The sequence below is a fragment of the Halorubrum coriense DSM 10284 genome (assembly GCF_000337035.1).
In the GTDB taxonomy this organism is placed as follows: domain Archaea; phylum Halobacteriota; class Halobacteria; order Halobacteriales; family Haloferacaceae; genus Halorubrum; species Halorubrum coriense.
On the sequence record NZ_AOJL01000060.1, the window covers coordinates 256,205 to 273,389 of the forward strand.

19 protein-coding genes are annotated in these 17,185 nt (G+C 69.7%); 10 read left to right on the forward strand and 9 right to left on the reverse strand.

Going from position 1 to position 17,185, the window contains the following annotated elements; genetic code table 11:
* Positions 1–80: 80 nt before the first annotated feature.
* Positions 81–1,940: an ATP-binding protein gene (locus C464_RS14760; protein WP_006114556.1), complete on the reverse strand. Its 1,860-nt coding sequence runs from the start codon at positions 1,938–1,940 to the stop codon at positions 81–83.
* An 86-nt stretch (positions 1,941–2,026) separates the two neighbouring features.
* Here C464_RS14760 and C464_RS14765 point away from each other — a divergent pair, with 86 nt between their 5' ends.
* Positions 2,027–2,278, forward strand: a complete 252-nt coding sequence (locus C464_RS14765; RefSeq protein ID WP_006114557.1) for a hypothetical protein — start codon at positions 2,027–2,029, stop codon at positions 2,276–2,278.
* A gap of 223 nt (positions 2,279–2,501) precedes the next feature.
* Here C464_RS14765 and C464_RS14770 read toward each other — a convergent pair whose 3' ends face one another.
* Positions 2,502–2,825: a hypothetical protein gene (locus C464_RS14770; RefSeq protein ID WP_006114558.1), complete on the reverse strand. Its 324-nt coding sequence runs from the start codon at positions 2,823–2,825 to the stop codon at positions 2,502–2,504.
* Positions 2,825–4,369, reverse strand: coding sequence for an acyl-CoA carboxylase subunit beta (locus C464_RS14775; RefSeq protein ID WP_006114559.1), 1,545 nt, complete (start codon positions 4,367–4,369; stop codon positions 2,825–2,827). Before C464_RS14775 ends, C464_RS14770 begins: the two co-directional genes overlap by 1 nt.
* Before the next feature lie 284 nt (positions 4,370–4,653).
* Here C464_RS14775 and C464_RS14780 point away from each other — a divergent pair, with 284 nt between their 5' ends.
* The 4 genes from C464_RS14780 to C464_RS14795 all read left to right on the forward strand — a co-directional run bounded on the left by C464_RS14780 (position 4,654) and on the right by C464_RS14795 (position 7,011).
* Entirely contained in the window at positions 4,654–5,292 is a 639-nt protein-coding gene (locus C464_RS14780; protein ID WP_006114560.1) for a 50S ribosomal protein L1, read from the forward strand.
* Positions 5,289–6,332 carry a 50S ribosomal protein L10 gene (locus C464_RS14785; protein WP_006114561.1) on the forward strand — a complete coding sequence of 348 codons (1,044 nt, stop codon included), beginning with the start codon at positions 5,289–5,291 and terminating at the stop codon, positions 6,330–6,332. Before C464_RS14780 ends, C464_RS14785 begins: the two co-directional genes overlap by 4 nt.
* Positions 6,333–6,348: 16 nt before the next feature.
* Positions 6,349–6,693 carry a 50S ribosomal protein P1 gene (gene rpl12p, locus C464_RS14790; protein WP_006114562.1) on the forward strand — a complete coding sequence of 115 codons (345 nt, stop codon included), beginning with the start codon at positions 6,349–6,351 and terminating at the stop codon, positions 6,691–6,693.
* Positions 6,694–6,819: 126 nt separating this feature from the next.
* On the forward strand, positions 6,820–7,011 hold the full coding sequence (locus C464_RS14795; RefSeq protein ID WP_006114563.1) for a hypothetical protein: 192 nt from the start codon (positions 6,820–6,822) through the stop codon (positions 7,009–7,011).
* Here the strand turns inward: C464_RS14795 and C464_RS14800 are convergent.
* A complete protein-coding gene (locus C464_RS14800; RefSeq protein ID WP_006114564.1) occupies positions 6,992–7,636 on the reverse strand; it encodes an SWIM zinc finger family protein in 645 nt (214 codons plus the stop codon). The two genes, C464_RS14795 and C464_RS14800, sit on opposite strands and share 20 nt — an antisense overlap.
* A 173-nt stretch (positions 7,637–7,809) precedes the next feature.
* Between C464_RS14800 and C464_RS14805 the strand changes: the two genes are divergently transcribed.
* Positions 7,810–8,025 (forward strand): DUF7472 family protein, encoded by a 216-nt coding sequence (locus C464_RS14805; protein ID WP_006114565.1) that lies wholly within the window; start codon positions 7,810–7,812, stop codon positions 8,023–8,025.
* Between the two features lie 43 nt (positions 8,026–8,068).
* Here C464_RS14805 and C464_RS14810 read toward each other — a convergent pair whose 3' ends face one another.
* The 5 genes from C464_RS14810 to C464_RS14830 form a co-directional block, all read right to left on the reverse strand.
* Positions 8,069–9,226 (reverse strand): DNA primase large subunit, encoded by a 1,158-nt coding sequence (locus C464_RS14810; protein ID WP_006114566.1) that lies wholly within the window; start codon positions 9,224–9,226, stop codon positions 8,069–8,071.
* A 112-nt stretch (positions 9,227–9,338) separates the two neighbouring features.
* On the reverse strand, positions 9,339–9,989 hold the full coding sequence (locus C464_RS14815) for an HVO_2922 family protein (protein ID WP_006114567.1): 651 nt from the start codon (positions 9,987–9,989) through the stop codon (positions 9,339–9,341).
* Positions 9,990–10,057: 68 nt separating this feature from the next.
* A complete protein-coding gene (locus C464_RS14820) occupies positions 10,058–10,738 on the reverse strand; it encodes a protein sorting system archaetidylserine decarboxylase (RefSeq protein WP_006114568.1) in 681 nt (226 codons plus the stop codon).
* The gene (locus C464_RS14825) at positions 10,735–11,784 is read right to left on the reverse strand and encodes an AAA family ATPase (RefSeq protein WP_006114569.1); all 1,050 of its coding nucleotides are present in this window, start codon (positions 11,782–11,784) and stop codon (positions 10,735–10,737) included. The genes C464_RS14820 and C464_RS14825 overlap by 4 nt, the downstream gene beginning before the upstream one ends.
* A gap of 60 nt (positions 11,785–11,844) precedes the next feature.
* The gene (locus C464_RS14830; protein WP_006114570.1) at positions 11,845–12,501 is read right to left on the reverse strand and encodes a DUF4013 domain-containing protein; all 657 of its coding nucleotides are present in this window, start codon (positions 12,499–12,501) and stop codon (positions 11,845–11,847) included.
* A 172-nt stretch (positions 12,502–12,673) separates the two neighbouring features.
* Between C464_RS14830 and C464_RS14835 the strand changes: the two genes are divergently transcribed.
* The 4 genes from C464_RS14835 to C464_RS14850 all read left to right on the forward strand — a co-directional run bounded on the left by C464_RS14835 (position 12,674) and on the right by C464_RS14850 (position 17,180).
* Positions 12,674–13,978, forward strand: a complete 1,305-nt coding sequence (locus C464_RS14835) for an ABC transporter substrate-binding protein (RefSeq protein WP_006114571.1) — start codon at positions 12,674–12,676, stop codon at positions 13,976–13,978.
* A gap of 53 nt (positions 13,979–14,031) precedes the next feature.
* Positions 14,032–15,018 carry a carbohydrate ABC transporter permease gene (locus C464_RS14840; protein WP_006114572.1) on the forward strand — a complete coding sequence of 329 codons (987 nt, stop codon included), beginning with the start codon at positions 14,032–14,034 and terminating at the stop codon, positions 15,016–15,018.
* Positions 15,015–15,959, forward strand: a complete 945-nt coding sequence (locus C464_RS14845) for a carbohydrate ABC transporter permease (protein ID WP_006114573.1) — start codon at positions 15,015–15,017, stop codon at positions 15,957–15,959. The genes C464_RS14840 and C464_RS14845 overlap by 4 nt, the downstream gene beginning before the upstream one ends.
* 102 nt (positions 15,960–16,061) lie before the next feature.
* Entirely contained in the window at positions 16,062–17,180 is a 1,119-nt protein-coding gene (locus C464_RS14850; protein WP_006114574.1) for an ABC transporter ATP-binding protein, read from the forward strand.
* Positions 17,181–17,185 lie beyond the last annotated feature (5 nt).

Sequence of the window (17,185 nt, forward strand, 5' to 3'; positions counted from 1 at the left end):
GATCCCGGTTCCCCGCTGACGCTTATGCGCACGGCGGTCCTCTCGTCCGGACTCCAGCGGTTTCGGGACCGGAGACCCGACTACTCCAGCACGATCAGCACGTCGCCCATGTCGACGCTGTCGCCCTCGCCGACGTGGACCCCCGCGACGGTGCCGCCGCGCTCGGCGACCACGTCGTTCTCCATCTTCATCGCCTCGAGGACGCAGACCACGTCGCCGGCGGCGACCTCGTCGCCCTCCGCGACGTCGACGGAGAGGATCGTCCCCTGCATCTCCGCGTCGATGGACTCGCCGCCCTCGGCGACGTCGACCGAGTCGTCGCCGCCGTCGTCGGCGGTCGCCTGCGGCGGGCGCTGCTGGCCGCCGCTCCCGCCGCTCTCGGGGACCGGAACGGCGGGCGCGCCGCGCTCCTCTAACTCCACGTCGAAGCGCTTGCCGTTCACCTCGACGGTGAACTCGCGTTCGGTCACCTCCTCGTCGTCGTCCGCGACGCCCGCGGTCTCGGAGCCCCACCGCTCCTGCGCGTCGGCGACGAGCTCCCGGTCGAGCTCCTCGTCGAGGTACTTCGTCGTGTGCGTGCCGTCGACGAAGCGCTCGTCGTCGAGCATGAGCCGGTGGAACGGGACGATGGTGACGACGCCGTCGATGTCGTACTCCGCGAGCGCGCGCTTCGAGCGCGCGAGACAGGTCTCGCGGTCGCCGGCCCGCACGATCAGCTTGGCGATCATCGAGTCGTAGTCGGTGACCAGCTCGTCGCCCTGCCGGAGCGCGTCGTCGACGCGGACGCCGATCCCGCCCGGCGGGTCGTACGTCTCCAGCGACCCCTCGTTGGCGGGCTGGAAGTCGTTCGCGGCGTTCTCGGCGTTGATCCGGAACTCGACGGCGTGGCCCTCCAGCTCGACGTCGTCCTGCGAGACCGAGAGGCCATCGCCGCTGGCGACCCGGAGCTGCTCGCCGACGATGTCGATCCCCGTCAGCTCCTCGGTGACGGTGTGTTCGACCTGGATCCGCGTGTTCACTTCGAGGAAGTAGAACGGCGTGTCGGGGCCGAGCGGCTCCGCCGGGTCCCGGTCGGGGTCCTCCTCGACGAGGAACTCGACGGTTCCGGCGTTGGTGTAGTCGGCGGCGGCGACGCCGCGGCGGGCGGCCTCGCCGATCTGTTCGCGCAGTTCGTCGGAGAGCGCGGGCGAGGGGCCCTCCTCGATCACCTTCTGGTGGCGGCGCTGGAGCGAGCAGTCGCGCTCGCCGAGGTGGACCACGTCGCTCTCGGTCACCGACCCGTCCGGGTCGTCCGCGACGACTTGGACCTCCACGTGGCGGGGGGTCTGGAGGTAGCGCTCGAGGTACACCGAGTCGTTCGAGAAGTACGCCTCGCCCTCGCGCTTCGCCGATTCGAGGGCCTCCGCGGCCTCGTCGGCGCTCTCGACGACTTTCATCCCGCGGCCGCCGCCGCCGCCCTCGGCCTTGATCGCGACGGGGTAGCCGTACTCGTCGCCGAACTCGGTGACGGCCTCGGCGTCGGTCACCGGTTCCGTCGTGCCGGGGACGATGGGCACGTCGGCGTCGTCCATCACGCGGCGCGCGTGGGTCTTCTCGCCGAGTCGCTCCATCGCGTCGCTCTCGGGACCGACCCACGTGATCCCGTCGGCCGCCTCGACGCGGGCCGCGAAGTCGGCGTTCTCGGCGAGGAACCCGTAGCCGGGGTGGATCGCGTCGGCACCGGCCGAGCGCGCCGCCTCGACGACCGCCTCGCCGTCGAGGTACGAGTCCGCCGCGCGGGCGGGCCCGACGTTGTACGCCTCGTCCGCGTACCGGACGTGGCCGCCGTGTTTGTCGGCGTCGCTGTAGACGGCGACGGTGTCGACGCCGAACTCCTCACAGGCGCGCATCACGCGAACCGCGATCTCGCCGCGGTTCGCCACGAGAACCTTGTCGAACATTCCTGTCGGTTCTTCCACCAACTGCTACCAAACTCTGTCGGTCCGTGCCGGGACGGTTAAGGGGGCCGCGGGTCCCACCTTGAGGCATGCTCGACGCGGGAAACCCGTACGTGCTGCCGTCGGTCCTCGTCGGTGCCGCCGTCTATCTCGGGCTGACGGTCGCCACCGACGCATCGCTGCCGATCCGGGTCGGCGCGCTCCTCGTGTTCGTGGCCGTCGTCCCGGTCGTCCTCAACCGCCTGTTCGGCGACCGCGGCGGGTCGGCGGGCCTCGGCGGCGCCGACGAGCCGACCGGCGCGACCCCGGGAGAGGAGACCGGCGACGAGGAGACGCGCTGAGCGACCGCGAGAGGGGTTACCACAGCTATATATGTCAGCGGACCTATCATCCGACGCGCCCTGCGGTGGGGCTGAGGCGACGGCGCGACGGTTCGACGCCGCGCCGTCGGGGGAATGTACGCGACCGGACGCTCCCGCGTCCGGCGATTCGGTTCGACGTGTCGATCGATCGACGAGTAGTGACGCGGTCGAGAAGCGATAGCCGGCGTGCGCGCGCCCCGGGTCAGAACCGGTCGCTGCGACCGGCCGCGGTCCACGGATCCGCGGGCGCGTCGGCGTGGACGCGCACTCGACGGCGGTGGAGTCGGTCGATCCGGCCGGCGAGCGCCCAGCGGTCCTCGTCGCGGCCGTCCCCGCCGTCGCCCGCCGCGGCCGCGGCGGCGAGCTCGCCGTCCCGGAGGTGCGCCGCGACCGCGGCGGCGATGGCGGCCGCCTCGTCGTCGCGGGCGTCGTCGGGGATCGACAGGCCGGCGAGCGCGGCCGCCGGCCCGGCGGTCGCCGCCTCGTCGACCGACCCTCCGCGGCCCGCTTCGTCGTCGGTCGCCATCAGATCGGGATGTTGCCGTGCTTCTTCGCGGGCTGGTCCGAGCGCTTCCCCTTCAGCATCTTCAGGTCCTCGACGAGGCGCGCGCGCGTCTCGGTCGGCTCGATGACGTCGTCGACGAAGCCGCGGTCCGCGGCGGTGTAGGGGTTCGCGAACTCCTCGCGGTACTCGTCGATGAGCTCCTGTCTGCGCGCGTCCGGGTCGTCCGCCTCGGCCAGCTCCTCACGGTAGAGGACGTTGACCGCGCCCTTCGGCCCCATCACCGCGATCTCGGCGGTGGGCCACGCGTAGTTGACGTCGCCGCCGATGTGTTTCGACGACATCACGCAGTAGGCCCCGCCGTACGCCTTCCGGGTGATGACGGTGAGCAGCGGGACGGTCGCCTCCGAGAAGGCGTACAGCAGCTTCGCGCCGTGGCGGATGATCCCGTTGTGCTCCTGATCGGTGCCGGGCATGAAGCCGGGCACGTCCTCGAACGTGACGATGGGGACGTTGAACGCGTCACAGAAGCGGACGAAGCGCGCGCCCTTCTGGCTCGCCTCGATGTCGAGGGTGCCGGCGTTCACGCGGGGGTTGTTCGCGACGACGCCGACGGAGTGACCGTCGAGTCGGGCGAAGCCGACCACGATGTTCTTCGCGAAGTTCTCCTGGACCTCGAAGAAGGAGCCCTCGTCGGTGACGCTCGCGATCACGTCTTTCATGTCGTACGGCTTCCGGGGCGCGTCGGGGACGATCTCGGCCAGCTCGTCGTCGGCGCGCTCGGGGTCGTCCCACGGCTCGACGCGCGGCGGGTCCTCGACGTTGTTCGCGGGGAGGTACGACAGCAGCCGCGCGATGTCGTCTAACGCCTCCTCCTCGCTCTCCTCGGCGAAGTGCGCGACGCCCGAGGTCGACGAGTGGGTGACCGCGCCGCCGAGCTCCTCGAAGCTCACCTCCTCGCCGGTGACCGTCTCGATGACGTCCGGCCCGGTGATGAACATGTGCGAGGTGTCTTTCACCATGAACGTGAAGTCCGTGATGGCGGGCGAGTACACCGCGCCGCCGGCGCACGGCCCCATGATCGCCGAGATCTGGGGGATCACGCCCGACGCCTCCGTGTTGCGCCGGAAGATCTCCGCGAAGCCGCCGAGCGAGGCGACCCCCTCTTGGATCCGCGCGCCGGCGGAGTCGTTGAGGCCGACGACGGGCGCGCCGACGTCCATCGCCTTGTCCATCACCTTACACACCTTCTCGGCGAACACCTCGCCGAGCGACCCGCCGAAGACGGTGAAGTCGTGCGCGAAGACGAACGTCTTCCGGCCGTTCACCTCGCCGTAGCCGGTCACCACGCCGTCGCCCGGGATCTGTTTCTCCTCCATCCCGAACGTGTGGTTGCGGTGGGTGCGGAACCGGTCGAACTCGTGGAAGGTCCCGTCGTCGAGGAAATAGTCGATCCGCTCGCGGGCGGTCATCTTCCCCTTGTCGTGTTGCGACTGGATCCGGTCTTCACCGCCGCCCTTCGCCGCCCGCTCGCGGCGCTCGCGGAGGTCTTCGATGCGGTCGTCCATCGTCACGGCGGACCACCCTGCGTCATTACCTCGTGGGTCGGAGAGCGCCGTCAAAAGGGTTCCCCTATGCGACGTTTCGCCGTTCGACGACCGTCGAATCCGAGCGCGGAGGCGGAGACGAGGAGGGCTCGATCGCGTGAGCGCCGGCGAGCGGCCCTGCCTCGGGTTCACACGGCGGCGGGCGCTTCGACGCTTTTAAACCTCCGATGAACCACTCTCCGATGAGACAGGCTTCGCCTGTTTCACTGACCCGTAGGAGCGACCTGCGTACTACGGAGGTGAAAATGGCAGACACAATACAAGAGGCCGTAACCCTCGCACTCGACGATGCGCCCGAGCGGAACTTCCGCGAGACCGTGGACATCGCGATCAACCTGCGAGACCTCGACCTCAACGATCCGTCGAACCGTATCGACGAGTCCGTCGTGCTGCCGGCTGGAACGGGGCAGGAGACACAGATCGTCGTCTTCGCGGAGGGCGAAACCGCCGTCCGCGCAGAGGAGGTCGCTGACGAAGTGCTGGACAGCGACGCCCTCGAAGACCTAGGAGACGACGACGACCGCGCAAAGGACCTCGCCGACGAGACCGACTTCTTCGTCGCGGAGGCCAACCTGATGCAGGACATCGGTCGGTACCTCGGTACCGTCCTCGGTCCGCGCGGGAAGATGCCTACCCCACTACAGCCGGACGACGACGTCGTCGACACAGTCAATCGGATGAAGAACACGGTGCAGCTCCGGTCGCGCGACCGGCGCACGTTCCACACCCGCGTCGGCGCCGAGGACATGGGCGCCGACGCGATCACGGACAACATCGACGTCATCATCCGGCGACTCGAAGCGAACCTCGAGAAGGGCCCGCTCAACATCGACGGGATCTACGTGAAGACCACGATGGGTCCCGCGCGGGAGGTGCCCGTATGAGCTCGGTCCGCAAGACCGAGACGATCCCCGAGTGGAAACGCGAGGAGGTCGACGAGCTCGTCGAGTTCATCGACTCGTACGCGTCCGTCGGGATCGTCGGCGTCGCCGGCATCCCGAGCCGACAGCTCCAGGCCATGCGCCGGGAGCTCCACGGCTCGGCCGGCGTCCGCATGAGCCGCAACACGCTCACGACCCGAGCGCTCGAGGAGGTCGACGACGGCGTCGAGGCGCTGACGGAGTACGTCAGCGGCCAGGTGGCGCTCGTCGGCACCAACGACAACCCGTTCGGCCTCTTCAAACAGCTCGAAGCCTCGAAGACCCCCGCCCCGATCAACGAGGGCGAGGTGGCCCCCAACGACATCGTGATCCCCGAGGGCGACACCGGCGTCGACCCGGGACCGTTCGTCGGCGAGCTCCAGACGGTCGGCGCGTCCGCCCGCATCATGGACGGCTCGATCAAGGTGACCGAGGACTCGACCGTGCTGGAGGAGGGCGAGGTCGTCGACAACGACCTCGCGAACGTCCTCGTCGAGCTCGGCATCGAGCCCAAGGAGGTCGGCCTGGACCTGCGGGCCGTCTACTCCGAGGGCGTCCTGTTCGAGCCGGAAGAGCTCGAACTCGACGTCGACGAGTACGAGGCGGACATCCGGTCCGCCGCGGCCGCCGCGCGGAACCTCTCCGTCAACGCCGCGTACCCGACGGCCGCCACCGCCGGCACCCTTCTCGCGAAGGCGTCCGGCGAGGCGAAGTCCGTCGGGCTGTTCGCGGAGATCGAGAGCCCGGACGTCGTGCCCGACCTGATCGGGAAGGCCGACGCCCAGCTGCGCGCGCTCGCGGCACAGATCGACGACGACGAGGCGCTCCCCGAGGAGCTCCAAGGCGTCGAGGCCGCGCCGGCGGCGAAGCCGGCGACCGACGACGCCGACGAGGAGGAACAGGCTGACGAAGAGACGGAAGACGCCGAGGAGGCCGACGCCGACGACGCCGACGACGACGACGGCGACGACGGCGGCGAAGGTCTCGGCGCGATGTTCGGATAACACGAGGTACACACCAATGGAATACGTTTACGCTGCGCTCATCCTGAACGAGACTGGCGAAGAGATCAACGAAGACAACGTCACCGGCGTGCTGGAAGCCGCCGGCGTCGACGTCGAGGAGTCCCGCGTCAAGGCGCTCGTCGCCGCGCTGGAGGATGTCGACATCGAGGAGGCCATCGAGACGGCCGCCGCGGCCCCCGCCGCCGGCGCGTCCGCCGGTGGCGCCGCCGAGGCCGACGCGTCCGCCGACGAGGCGGACGACGACGACGAGGACGAGGCCGAGGCCGAGGCCGCCGACGAGGCGGACGACGACGACGAGGACGACGACGGCGGCGAGGGCCTCGGCGAGCTCTTCGGCTAACGCCGGACCGCCCGAACCTCCGACCGCGTCGATCGACGCCCGAACGCGAATTTTTTCCGAGACCCGCTATCCGAAGTGATAACGCCGTCCGCGAGTTTATGTGTCAATCGCGGAAACGGTGGACCGATGAAGATCGTCGACGGCGACAAGGCGGAGTGCGATCGCTGCGAGTCGGTGTTCCCGCTCGAAGACGTCTCGCTGCTCGAAAAGGAGACCAACCGCGACTACGAGCGGGCGCTGTGCGAGGAGTGCCTCGGGGTCGTGGGCGTCCCGCAGGGGTACACGCTCCGCCGGGACATCAGTTTCCTCGCGCGGTGAGCCGCGAGGCGGGGAAGGCGTACGAGTCGACGTCGGAGGGGAGCCGATCCGGGCGGAGCGACTCGGCGTAGACGGCCTCGACGACCGGCTCGTGCGCGCCGTACGCCTCGTTGGCGTCGTACGCGGCGACGAGGCGGCCCTCGTCGGTCCGGTACGCGTCGGCCCGGTCGGTCGTGACCGCCGTCACGACCAGTCGCTTCCCGGTCTCGCGGTCGGCGACGGCGTCGCCCGGTTCGAACGCGTGCCGGTCACAGAGGTACGAGCCCGCGGCGTCGACCGGGACGAACGTCTCGCGCCCGCAGACCGCGCAGGCACCGACGCGCTCGCCGGGGGCCGGAACCGTCCCCGCGGTCACCGCCATCGCGACGCGGCGGAGGTGCTTACACCGAGCCCCGCGGATCGCGTGGTCGGGGCAGGTACAGTCGCCGGCGTCGAGGGCGACGACGTACGTGCCGCCGTCGGTCTCGACGACGTACCGGCGGTCCGGGAGCCGACGGACGGTCATCGCCTCCGTCAGGGCGCGCTCGGAGCGCGCGTCGAGGGCGGCGAGATCCGTCGGTGACGGGGAGTCGCGGCGGGGCGATTCGGCGGCGGGTGACGCGGCCGTGTTTCGGGTGTGCGTCATGAGACGACCGCGAGGCCGGGGCCTCGCTTCGACCGAGCGTAGGCGGCCAAGACGGGTAAACGCACCGCCGACCCGCCCGAAACCGGCGTTTCGGGTCGCGCGGACGTCCGAATCCGGGAGCGACCGCCGCCTTCATCGAAGTCCTTTTTTAGTGGCGACGGAAAATCGCAGTCATGGAAATCGACGCGGAACTCCGTCGGCAGATCACCGTCTCGCTGGCGGCGGCCGCGGTGTTCATCGTCGGGTTGGTCGCGATCGGCGTCACCTTCGGCGGGTCGACGGTCCTCCCGGAGGCCGGAGCGATCGCCCTCGTTGGGCTGCTCGCCGGGTTCGTCCTGCTGATGGCCGGCGTCGGGACGTACCTGATGCGCGCGGACGACGAGTCGTAGTCGGGCGCGCCGCCGCGGTGTCGCTTCGCTCGCCCCGTCGCGTTCACGCTTCTTCCGTCTCCTCCGCGTCTCGCTCGTCCCGCCAGTCCGTCACCTCGTCGGCGGCCGCCACCCGCGTCTCGTAGTACGAGAGCGGGTCGGCCGCGACCTGCATGTGGTCGTCCTCGTTGTGGCAGATCCCGTAGTTCGCGAGCGTCTCGCAGGTCGGCGGCGGGTACTGTGTGCCCCGGTCGTCGGTCAGGAACTCGGTCTGGTAGCGGATCCCCTCGGCGTCGAGGCTCGTGTCCGCGCAGAACGCGACCACCTCGTCGGGCGTCATCCCGATGCCGACGAGGAACGCCATCAGCGCGAACGACTCGGCCGCGGAGAGCGTCACGTCGCGCTCGGCCTTCTCGATCAGGTTGGTCATACACGGCGGGAACAGCGCGGGCGCGACGACGTCCGGCGGCTCGGTGTACGTCCGCTCGGAGAGCAGCCGCCGGAGGTCGGCCACGCGCGGTTCGAGCGCCTCGGCGAGCGGCTCCCCGAGGTCCTCGAAGGGGAGCCCCTCGGCGACCCGCTCCTCGACGGCGGCCTCCAGCGCCGCGAGCAGTTCGTCGCGGGAGACGCGCACCGCGCCGTCGGCGAGCGCGCGGTTGACGAGCCGCCACGAGTCCCCCCACTCGGGGGAGGTGAGCCGGAGGTACGGCCCGACGTCGATCCGGTAGCCGTCGGGGTCGCGACCGGTCCCGCCCGCGCCGCCGGCGACGCCGCCGCGAGCGCCCGCCGGCGCGGTCGCGTCCGGACGCACGGCGTCGGCGAGGTCGAACTCGGCGAGCAGGTCGTCGAGCGCGACCGTCGCCGACGACACCGACCGCAGGTCGTCGTCGGCCTCCAGATCGCGGCGGACCCGCTCCATGGCGGTCGCCGCCTCCGCCGCGGCGTACTTCTCGATGGCGGGGCCGGAGTCGAGCAGCGAGACGAGGATCCGCGCGATGGGGTACGAGAGCAGCTCCGCCTGCGCGTCGGACGACGACTCGCCGGGGAACGCGCCGCTCTCGGAGGCGACCGTGCCTTCGAGTAGCGCGCGCTCGACGCGCTCGCGGGCGCGCTCGACGGCGGGGGCGTCGGCCGCGACGAGGTCGGGCAGCGACACCCCGGCCGACGCGACCGCCTCGCGGGCGCTCGCGAAGAACGGGTACTTAGCGTCGAGCGCGTCCATGTCGGCCCGAGGTAGTGAGGGCCGGCGAATAAGCGGTGCGGTCCGCGGTCGGTCCGGTCGGGATCGGACGAGGCGGGTCGGAGCCGCGGCGGAGACGAGGCGAGGCCGCGAGCTACTCCTCGGGCTCCTCGACGGCCGCGCCCGGCGCGTTCGACTTGACGCTGCGGAGCCCCTGTTTCGCCTTCTGTTTGGAGGCGTACCCCTGCCCGCCGTCCGCGATGACGTTTCCGTTGTCGTGGCGGAGCCGCCAGCGGTACTCGTCCGCCTTGTCGCGGAACAGTTCGAACGTCGCGTCGCTACCCCCCTCGTCGGGCGCTTCCTCGTCGCGCGAGACGTCGATCACGTGCGCGCCCGGCGCGTTCCGCTGGACGCTCTCGATCCCCGAGCGGGCGTCGCGCTTGTCGGCGTACCCCTCGCCGCCGTCGGCGATGACGTTTCCGTTGTCGTGGCGGAGCCGCCAGCGGTACTGGTCGGCGCTGTCGGCGTACAGCTCGAACGTCCCCTTGCTCGCGGCCGCCTCGACGTCGATCTCGGCCTCCTCGTCGGGCCACTCCATCTCGACTTCGAGGTGGACCGTCCCGTCTACGCGTTCGAGTTCGACCTCGACGTCGCCGGTCCCGGCCGCGTCGACGGTCACCGTTCCCTCGTCGTCGACCGGGACCGGTTCGCCGCGTCCCAGCGCCCGAGCGATCCGCCGGAGGTAGGTCGCCAGTCCCTGTCGGCTCCGCGACCGCGTCGACTCGTGGATGGTCTTCTCTGACATACAGGGATCCGTCACCACCGCGAAACAAAAGCGTGTGCCCGAACCGCGAGCGCGACGGGGGGCTGTCGCTAGGTCTCGGCGTCCGGCGTTTCCGAGGCCGACGACGACGCCGAGACGGCCGACCGCTCCGCGACGATCGTCTCGCCCGCGCGGACGCTGTCGCCCTCGGTGACGAGCAGTTCCTCGCGGGTCACGTCCGCGGGCAACACCACGTCCGCGCGCGAGCCGAACGAGACGTGGCCGACGCGGTCGCCGCGCTCGACCCGGTCGCCCGCCTCGACCGACGGGTGGATCCGGCGGGCGAACCAGCCGGCGATGACGAGCAGTTCGTAGTCGCCGAAGTCGATCGCGACCTGCTCGTTGCGGTCCGACTCCTTGTCGAACGCGGGGCGGTTCGCGCCGGGGCGGTGGCGGACCTCGCGGACCTCGCCCGCGAGCGGCGCGCGGTTGACGTGGACGTCGGTGACGTTCATGAACACGCCGACGCGCAGCCGCGACCCCTCCTCGCGCACGACGGAGACGGTACCGTCGGCCGGGGCGACGACCGTCTCCGCGACGTCGGGCGGCTCGCGCTCCGGGTCGCGGTGGAACCAGAGGGTGCCGACGGCGAGCGCGACGAGGGCGACGCCGACCGGGGGGAGGAACGGCAGCGCGACGGCCCCCGCGAGCGCCGGGACGAGCGCCAGGTCCCACGCGGCGTCGACCACCGGGAACGGGAGGAGCCGCGAGAGCGGCGGCGCTCGGCTCACGGGGCCACCTCGGCGTCCCGAAGCTCGGGCGAGAGTCCGGTCCGCCCGGCCGCCCACGCCGCGAGCAGGTGGACGAGGTGGGTCGCGTCGTCGAGCCCGTCCGAGAGGTCGAGGTCGGCCTCGCCCGCGAGCGCGTGGAGCCGCGCGAGGTCGTCGCCGCCGTACTCGGAGCCGGCGCGGGCGACGCGGAGCGTCTCGCGGAGCAGCTCCTGCCCGTCGTACCCCTCGTCGAGGAGGTCGTCGAGCGTCGAGCGCGCGTCCTTCAGGTCGCCGCCGCGGGCGGCGGCGAGCGCCTCGCGGAGCGCGTCGTCGTCGCCGACGTCGCCGAGCGTCTCGTAGGCGGTCGACATGGTGACTTCCTCGCCCTCCACGGCGGTCGCCTGCGCCGAGAGGATCGCCTCGCGGAGGTCGCCGCCGGCCGCGCTGGCGACGAACTCCAGCCCGTCGCCGTCGTACTCGACGCCCTCGCGGTCGCAGATCGTCTCGAGGACGTCGATCGTCTCGTCGGTCGTGGGGGAGCGCACGCGGACGGGGAAACAGCGCGACCGGATCGGAGCGATGAGCTTCGAGGGCTGGCGGGTCGCGATCACGAACTGCGTGGTCCGGTGGTGCTTCTCCATCACGCGGCGCAGCGCCTGCTGGAAGTCCTCGCGGATCGCCTCCGCGTTGTCCAACAGGACCGTCTTGTACTCGCCGGACATCGGCGCGTACGACGCGGACTCCTTCAGCACGCGGTTTATCATGTCCCGTTTCGCCATCCGGCTCCGCCCTTCGAGGAACCCCTCGAAGCGCGGGTCGGTGCGGATCTCCTTTTTCGTCCGGCCGAAGAAGTCGGCGACGTTGATCTCGATCAGGTCGGCGTCCGGGTCGGCGTGCGACGCGTCGGCGAGCGCCCGCGCCGCCGCCGTCTTCCCGACCCCCGGCGGCCCCTGAACGACGAGGTTCATCGGCTCGTCGACGGCCCGGCGCAGGCGATCGCGGGCCTCGTCCTGCCGGATCTCGTCGAGATCGGGCGCGTGCGTGTCTATCCAGAGCGGCCCCTGCATTACCGACGACTCGGGGCCGCGCGCTCAAGAATCGGTCGGTCGCGGCGGCGGTCCGAACCCCTATCGTCGCCTCGCGCGCTCGACGGCGCGGCCCCAGAGGTACGCGGCCACGAGGAGGCCGTAGGCGAGGACGAACGTCCCGAACAGCGGCCCGGCGCGCGAGACGGTGAACAGCGCGCCGGCGAGGCCGACGGTGACGACGAGGGCGGTGAAGCCGAGCGTCCACCCGAAGAAGTAGGCCGCGTGCCCGGCGACCGGGCGGAGGGCGTCCGGGGAGAACGCCCGGCGGAGCGACCCCTCGCGCCCGTACACGGTCAACGCGATCGGGGCGAGGTACGTCCCGAGGATCCCGAGGAAGAGGACGGCCGTCGAGCCAGCGAGGATGCGACCGACCGGCGCGTTCGCGCCGGGCTCCAGCGAGACGACCCCGTAGAGCGTCACGAGGAGGGCGGCGAACGGGACGCCGAGGAACGCCAGAGAGACGACCGCTCCCCCGACCGAGCGGCGGACGAGCGTCCGCGGCGCGGAGAGGAACGGCGGGATCGACTCGCCGCGCTCGCTGGCGGCCAGCACGCGGACGAGGTACCCGACGACCGGCACCGCCGGGAGCACGGGGACGACGACCGACAGCGCGAACAGCAGCCAGACGGCGAGCAGCGGCCGCTCCGCGGCGTCGCCGGCGATCGGGTACGTGACGGCGGCGGTCGAGGGACGCATGGGTACGCTCATCTCCCGAACCGTAGTATGCTCGTCGGTCCGTCGTCGGACGGATGAAAAACGGGACACGGCGATACGACCGCTGACACTCGTTAAAAGTGTACTTCAGAAATTGTTCTAAAAGAATGAGTAAGTATATATGCCAAAGATCCATTGTACATCGTGAAGTACCATGACAGATCAAGACAAGCGGTTGTCGCGGCGACACTTCGTCGGAGCGACGGGGGCAGCGACGCTCGCAGGGCTCGCTGGCTGTTCCGGCGGCGGCGACGGCAGCGACGGGAGTGACGGCGGCGACGGCGGCGGAAACACGCTGGAGGTCCTCCACGCGTGGACCGGCGGCGACGGCGCTCGCGCGGCGGAGGCGCTCGTCTCCGCCTTCGACGAGGAGTATCCGGACGTCGACCACGAGTTCAACCCGATCGGCGGCGGCGGGAACCAGAACCTCGACGCGGTCGTCGCGAACCGGCTTCAGAACAGCGACCCGCCGAGCTCCTTCGCCAACTGGCCCGGCCCGAACCTCCAGCGGTACGAGGGCGTGCTGGGCGAGGTCGGCGACGTCTGGGAGTCCGAGGGCTTCGAGGACGTGATGGTGGAGGAGGCGGTCGACCTCCACCAGTACGACGGCGCGTACCGGGGCGTTCCGCTCGGTTCGCACCGGCTGAACTGCCTGTTCTACAACACGTCGGTCGTCGAGGAGGCGGGGGTCGACCCCGACTCGCTGACGAGCGTCTCGGCGCTGATCGACGCGCTGGAGACGGTCCAGAGCGAGACCGACGCGATTCCGATGACCCACGGCGCGAGCGGCACCTGGACGACGACCCAGCTGTTCGCCTCGACGATGCTCGGTCAAGAGGGGTACGACGCGTACATGAGCTTCATCGACGGGAGCCCGGACGAGGCCGCCGTCCGCGCGACCTTCGAGTCGCTCGCCGAGATCCTCGGGAACTACATCAACGACGACGCGTCCTCGATCGGACTCACCGAGTCCAACCAGAACATCATCGAGGGGAACGCGGCGTTCATCCATCAGGGGAACTGGGCGGCCGGTGCCTACCGGAACGCCGAGGACTTCGCCTACGACGAGGACTGGGGCTTCAAGACGTACCCCGGCTCGGAGGGCATGTACATGCTCCACTTCGACTCGTTCCTCTACCCGTCGGACAACCCGAGTCCGGACGCGACGGAGCAGTTCATGGCCTTCGTCGGGAGCGAGGCGGCGCAGGTCGCGTTCAACCAGTATAAGGGCTCGATCCCGACGCGCACCGACGTGGACATGAGCCAGTTCGGCCCGTACCTCCAAGAGACGCAGGAGGACTTCGCCAGCGCCGACGAGCGGCCGCCGAACCTCCAGCACGGGCTGGGCGTCCCCTCGGAGACCATGACGACACTGAACGACGTGATCTCCAGCGAATTCTCCGGACCGTACAACGTCGACGCCGCCACGGAAGGCTTCGTCGACGCGGTCTCTAACTGACTCCGGTCCACGATGCGACCGGATTTTAGCGGTTTCGGCGCACGAAGAACCATATGACACGAAACACAGACACCGGCGACGACAGTGGCGACGCGGTCGCGGACGGCGGCGTCGCCGAGGGCGGGCAGCGCTCCGGGTTCAGTCCGATAGCCGCGCTGAACGAGCGGTTCGGCAGCGACTTCGTTGAGTCGTCGCAGTTCTGGCTGCCGCCGTTCCTCCTGGTCGGGCTGTTCGTCTACGGAGCGATCATCTGGAACCTCCTGATATCGCTGACGGACTTCCGCGGATTCGGCACGCCGGACTACGGCGACCTCGACCTCCAGATGTACAGCCGCGCGTTGGCGGACAGCGGGTTCATCGACGCCGCGATCAACACCTTCATCCTGCTCGTCGGGTTCACCCTCGTGACGCTGGCGCTCGGTCTCGGGTTGGCGATCCTGATCGACCGCAACATCCGGTTCGAGAACACGTTCCGGACGATCTACCTGCTGCCGATGAGCCTCTCGTTCGTCGTCACCGCCCAGTTCTGGGCGTGGATGTTCAACTTCAACAACGGGGTCATCAACATCGTGATCACGTCGCTCGGCCTCGGCCGAGTCGACTGGATCGGGAACCCGGACATCGTCCTCTGGGCGGTCATGTTCGCGCTGATGTGGCAGTTCGCCGGGTACGCGATGGTCGTGTTCCTCGCGGGCCTGCGAGCGATCCCGAACGAGCACTACGAGGCGGCGAAGGTGGACGGGGCCTCGACGGTCAGGATGTACTGGCGCGTGATCATCCCCCAGCTGAAGGGGTCGACGATCAGCGCCTCGGTCGTCCTGATGGTGTTCGCGCTGAAGGCGTTCGACTTCCTGTACTCGCTCGTCGGCGGCTACCGACCGCCGAACGGGGCAGACATCCTCGCGACGAAGATGGTCCGCGAGGCGTACGCGAACCTGAACTGGGCGTACGCGTCGGCGGTCGCCATCACTCTGTTCCTCATGACGCTCGGGATCGTCGGTCCGTACCTCTACTACCAGTACAATCGAGGGAACCTATGAGCAACGACGCACGAACCGACGGCGGTACGGTAACGGAAGCGGACCCCGGAGCGTCCGCGGGACTGCTCGCGGGCATCGACGGGTACCGGGTGCTCCTGTACCTCGGGCTGCTCGGGATGTTGACGTTCTTCCTGATTCCGATCGAGTCGGGGCTCGTCACCTCGTTCAAGAACCCAAGCGGGGTCTCCGGGTCGCTCCCCTTCGCGCCGCCCACGGGCGGCACGTTCACCTTCGAGAAGTGGCGGGCCGCGTTCGACGCGCTCGGGCGGGGACTCATCAACAGCGCGCTGTACGCGATCCCCGCGACCGTCATCTCGGCGCTCCTCGGGAGCTTCGCCGCCTACGGGATCACGCAGTCGGACTGGAAACAGAAGTACAAGGCGCCGGTCCTCGCGCTGTTCGTCGCCGGGATATTCATCCCGTATCAGGCCGTGCTCGTGCCGCTCTCGCAGTTCTGGTCGATGGTCCCGCTCCAGGAGTGGTTAGGGTTCCTGTGGGCGCTCGGGATCAACAACGACTACGCCGGCGTCGTCGAACTGGTCGTCACCCACGTGGCGTACGGCCTGCCGATCTGTACCGTCCTGTTCAGGTCGTACTACAAGAACATGAGCGAGGAGATGATCGAGGCGGCGCGGCTGGACGGCGCGTCCATCCGCCGGATCTACCGCCGCATCGTGCTCCCGCTCTCGGGACCGATGTTCGCGGTGGTCCTGATCTATCAGTTCACGCAGATCTGGAACGACCTCCTGTTCACCCTCGTGTTGGTCCAGACGGAGTCCAGCGCGGCCGCGCCGATCGTGTTGATCCTCGCGGGACTGGGAACGTCGCTCGAAGGTCAAGACTTCGCGCTTCGCATGGCGGGCGCGTTCATCGCCGCCCTCCCGACGCTCGCGGTGTACATCGCGTTCGGCGAGGAGTTCGCCGAGGGGGTGGCGACGTGACCGCCATCGCTCGCCAGCAGCAATCTATGACTCGACAGCACTCACGCAGCCGACCGGACGTATCGCTCTCAAACCGCCGCACCGCATCGCGGGGGCGATAGGATGGGGACGCTCGAACTCGACGGCGTGACGAAGGTGTTCCCCGACGGCGACGGCGAGATCGTCGCCGTCGACGGCGTCGACATCGAGATGCGCGACGGCGAGTTCCTCGTCGTCGTCGGCCCCTCGGGCTGTGGCAAGTCGACGACGCTCCGGATGGTCGCGGGGCTGGAGACGATCTCCAGCGGGGAGATCCGACTGGCGGGCCAGCGGATCAACGACGTGAAACCGCAACACCGGGACATCGCGATGGTGTTCCAGTCGTACGCGCTGTACCCCCACATGACCGTGGAGGGGAACATGGCGTTCGGCTTGGAGGAGTCGACGGACCTCTCCGACGGGGAGATCGAGACGCGCGTCGCCGACGCCGCGGAGACGATGGGCATCGCGGAGCTGTTAGACCGGAAGCCCGCCGACCTCTCCGGCGGCCAGCGACAGCGCGTGGCGCTCGGGCGGGCGATCGTCCGCGACCCCGAGGTGTTCCTCATGGACGAGCCGCTCAGCAACCTCGACGCCAAGCTCCGGTCGGAGATGCGGACGGAGCTCCAGCGCCTCCAGGACGAACTCGACGTGACGACGATGTACGTCACGCACGACCAGACCGAGGCGATGACGATGGGCGACCGGATCGCGATCCTCAACGCCGGCGAACTCCAGCAGGTCGCGACGCCGCTGGAGTGTTACCACGAGCCGGCGAACCGGTTCGTCGCCGGGTTCATCGGCGACCCGTCGATGAACTTCTTCCCCGTCGAGCGGGACGGCGAGACCCTCGTCGGCGACGTGTTCGACTACTCGCTCTCGGCGTCGACGCTCGACGACGTGGGCGACGTGACGGACCTCACCCTCGGGATCCGTCCGGAGGACATCGCGCTGGCCGGCGACTCGACCGGCGACCACACCTTCTCGACGGTCGTCGAGGTCGTCGAGCCGATGGGCGACGAGAACACCGTCTACCTCCGGTTCGCGGACGCGCCAGAGGGCGAGACGTTCATCGCCACCGTCGGCGGTCTCCAGCAGGTCTCGGCCGGCGACGAGATCACCGTCGAGATCCCCGAAGAGACGGTCCACCTCTTCGACGGGACCTCCGGAGAAGCGGTACACAACCGCGAGATCGACGAGTAGCGCGC

What these genes read in the sequence shown, in the direction of transcription:
- C464_RS14785 (WP_006114561.1), top strand. Translation starts at nt 5,289, where the DNA reads ATGAGCTCGGTCCGCAAGACCGAGACGATCCCCGAGTGGAAACGCGAG.
- C464_RS14825 (WP_006114569.1), bottom strand. Translation starts at nt 11,784, where the DNA reads ATGCAGGGGCCGCTCTGGATAGACACGCACGCGCCCGATCTCGACGAG.
- C464_RS14800 (WP_006114564.1), bottom strand. Translation starts at nt 7,636, where the DNA reads ATGACGCACACCCGAAACACGGCCGCGTCACCCGCCGCCGAATCGCCC.
- C464_RS14760 (WP_006114556.1), bottom strand. Translation starts at nt 1,940, where the DNA reads ATGTTCGACAAGGTTCTCGTGGCGAACCGCGGCGAGATCGCGGTTCGC.
- C464_RS14795 (WP_006114563.1), top strand. Translation starts at nt 6,820, where the DNA reads ATGAAGATCGTCGACGGCGACAAGGCGGAGTGCGATCGCTGCGAGTCG.
- rpl12p (WP_006114562.1), top strand. Translation starts at nt 6,349, where the DNA reads ATGGAATACGTTTACGCTGCGCTCATCCTGAACGAGACTGGCGAAGAG.
- C464_RS14835 (WP_006114571.1), top strand. Translation starts at nt 12,674, where the DNA reads ATGACAGATCAAGACAAGCGGTTGTCGCGGCGACACTTCGTCGGAGCG.
- C464_RS14805 (WP_006114565.1), top strand. Translation starts at nt 7,810, where the DNA reads ATGGAAATCGACGCGGAACTCCGTCGGCAGATCACCGTCTCGCTGGCG.
- C464_RS14845 (WP_006114573.1), top strand. Translation starts at nt 15,015, where the DNA reads ATGAGCAACGACGCACGAACCGACGGCGGTACGGTAACGGAAGCGGAC.
- C464_RS14840 (WP_006114572.1), top strand. Translation starts at nt 14,032, where the DNA reads ATGACACGAAACACAGACACCGGCGACGACAGTGGCGACGCGGTCGCG.
- C464_RS14775 (WP_006114559.1), bottom strand. Translation starts at nt 4,369, where the DNA reads ATGGACGACCGCATCGAAGACCTCCGCGAGCGCCGCGAGCGGGCGGCG.
- C464_RS14765 (WP_006114557.1), top strand. Translation starts at nt 2,027, where the DNA reads ATGCTCGACGCGGGAAACCCGTACGTGCTGCCGTCGGTCCTCGTCGGT.
- C464_RS14780 (WP_006114560.1), top strand. Translation starts at nt 4,654, where the DNA reads ATGGCAGACACAATACAAGAGGCCGTAACCCTCGCACTCGACGATGCG.
- C464_RS14770 (WP_006114558.1), bottom strand. Translation starts at nt 2,825, where the DNA reads ATGGCGACCGACGACGAAGCGGGCCGCGGAGGGTCGGTCGACGAGGCG.
- C464_RS14815 (WP_006114567.1), bottom strand. Translation starts at nt 9,989, where the DNA reads ATGTCAGAGAAGACCATCCACGAGTCGACGCGGTCGCGGAGCCGACAG.
- C464_RS14850 (WP_006114574.1), top strand. Translation starts at nt 16,062, where the DNA reads ATGGGGACGCTCGAACTCGACGGCGTGACGAAGGTGTTCCCCGACGGC.
- C464_RS14830 (WP_006114570.1), bottom strand. Translation starts at nt 12,501, where the DNA reads ATGCGTCCCTCGACCGCCGCCGTCACGTACCCGATCGCCGGCGACGCC.
- C464_RS14810 (WP_006114566.1), bottom strand. Translation starts at nt 9,226, where the DNA reads ATGGACGCGCTCGACGCTAAGTACCCGTTCTTCGCGAGCGCCCGCGAG.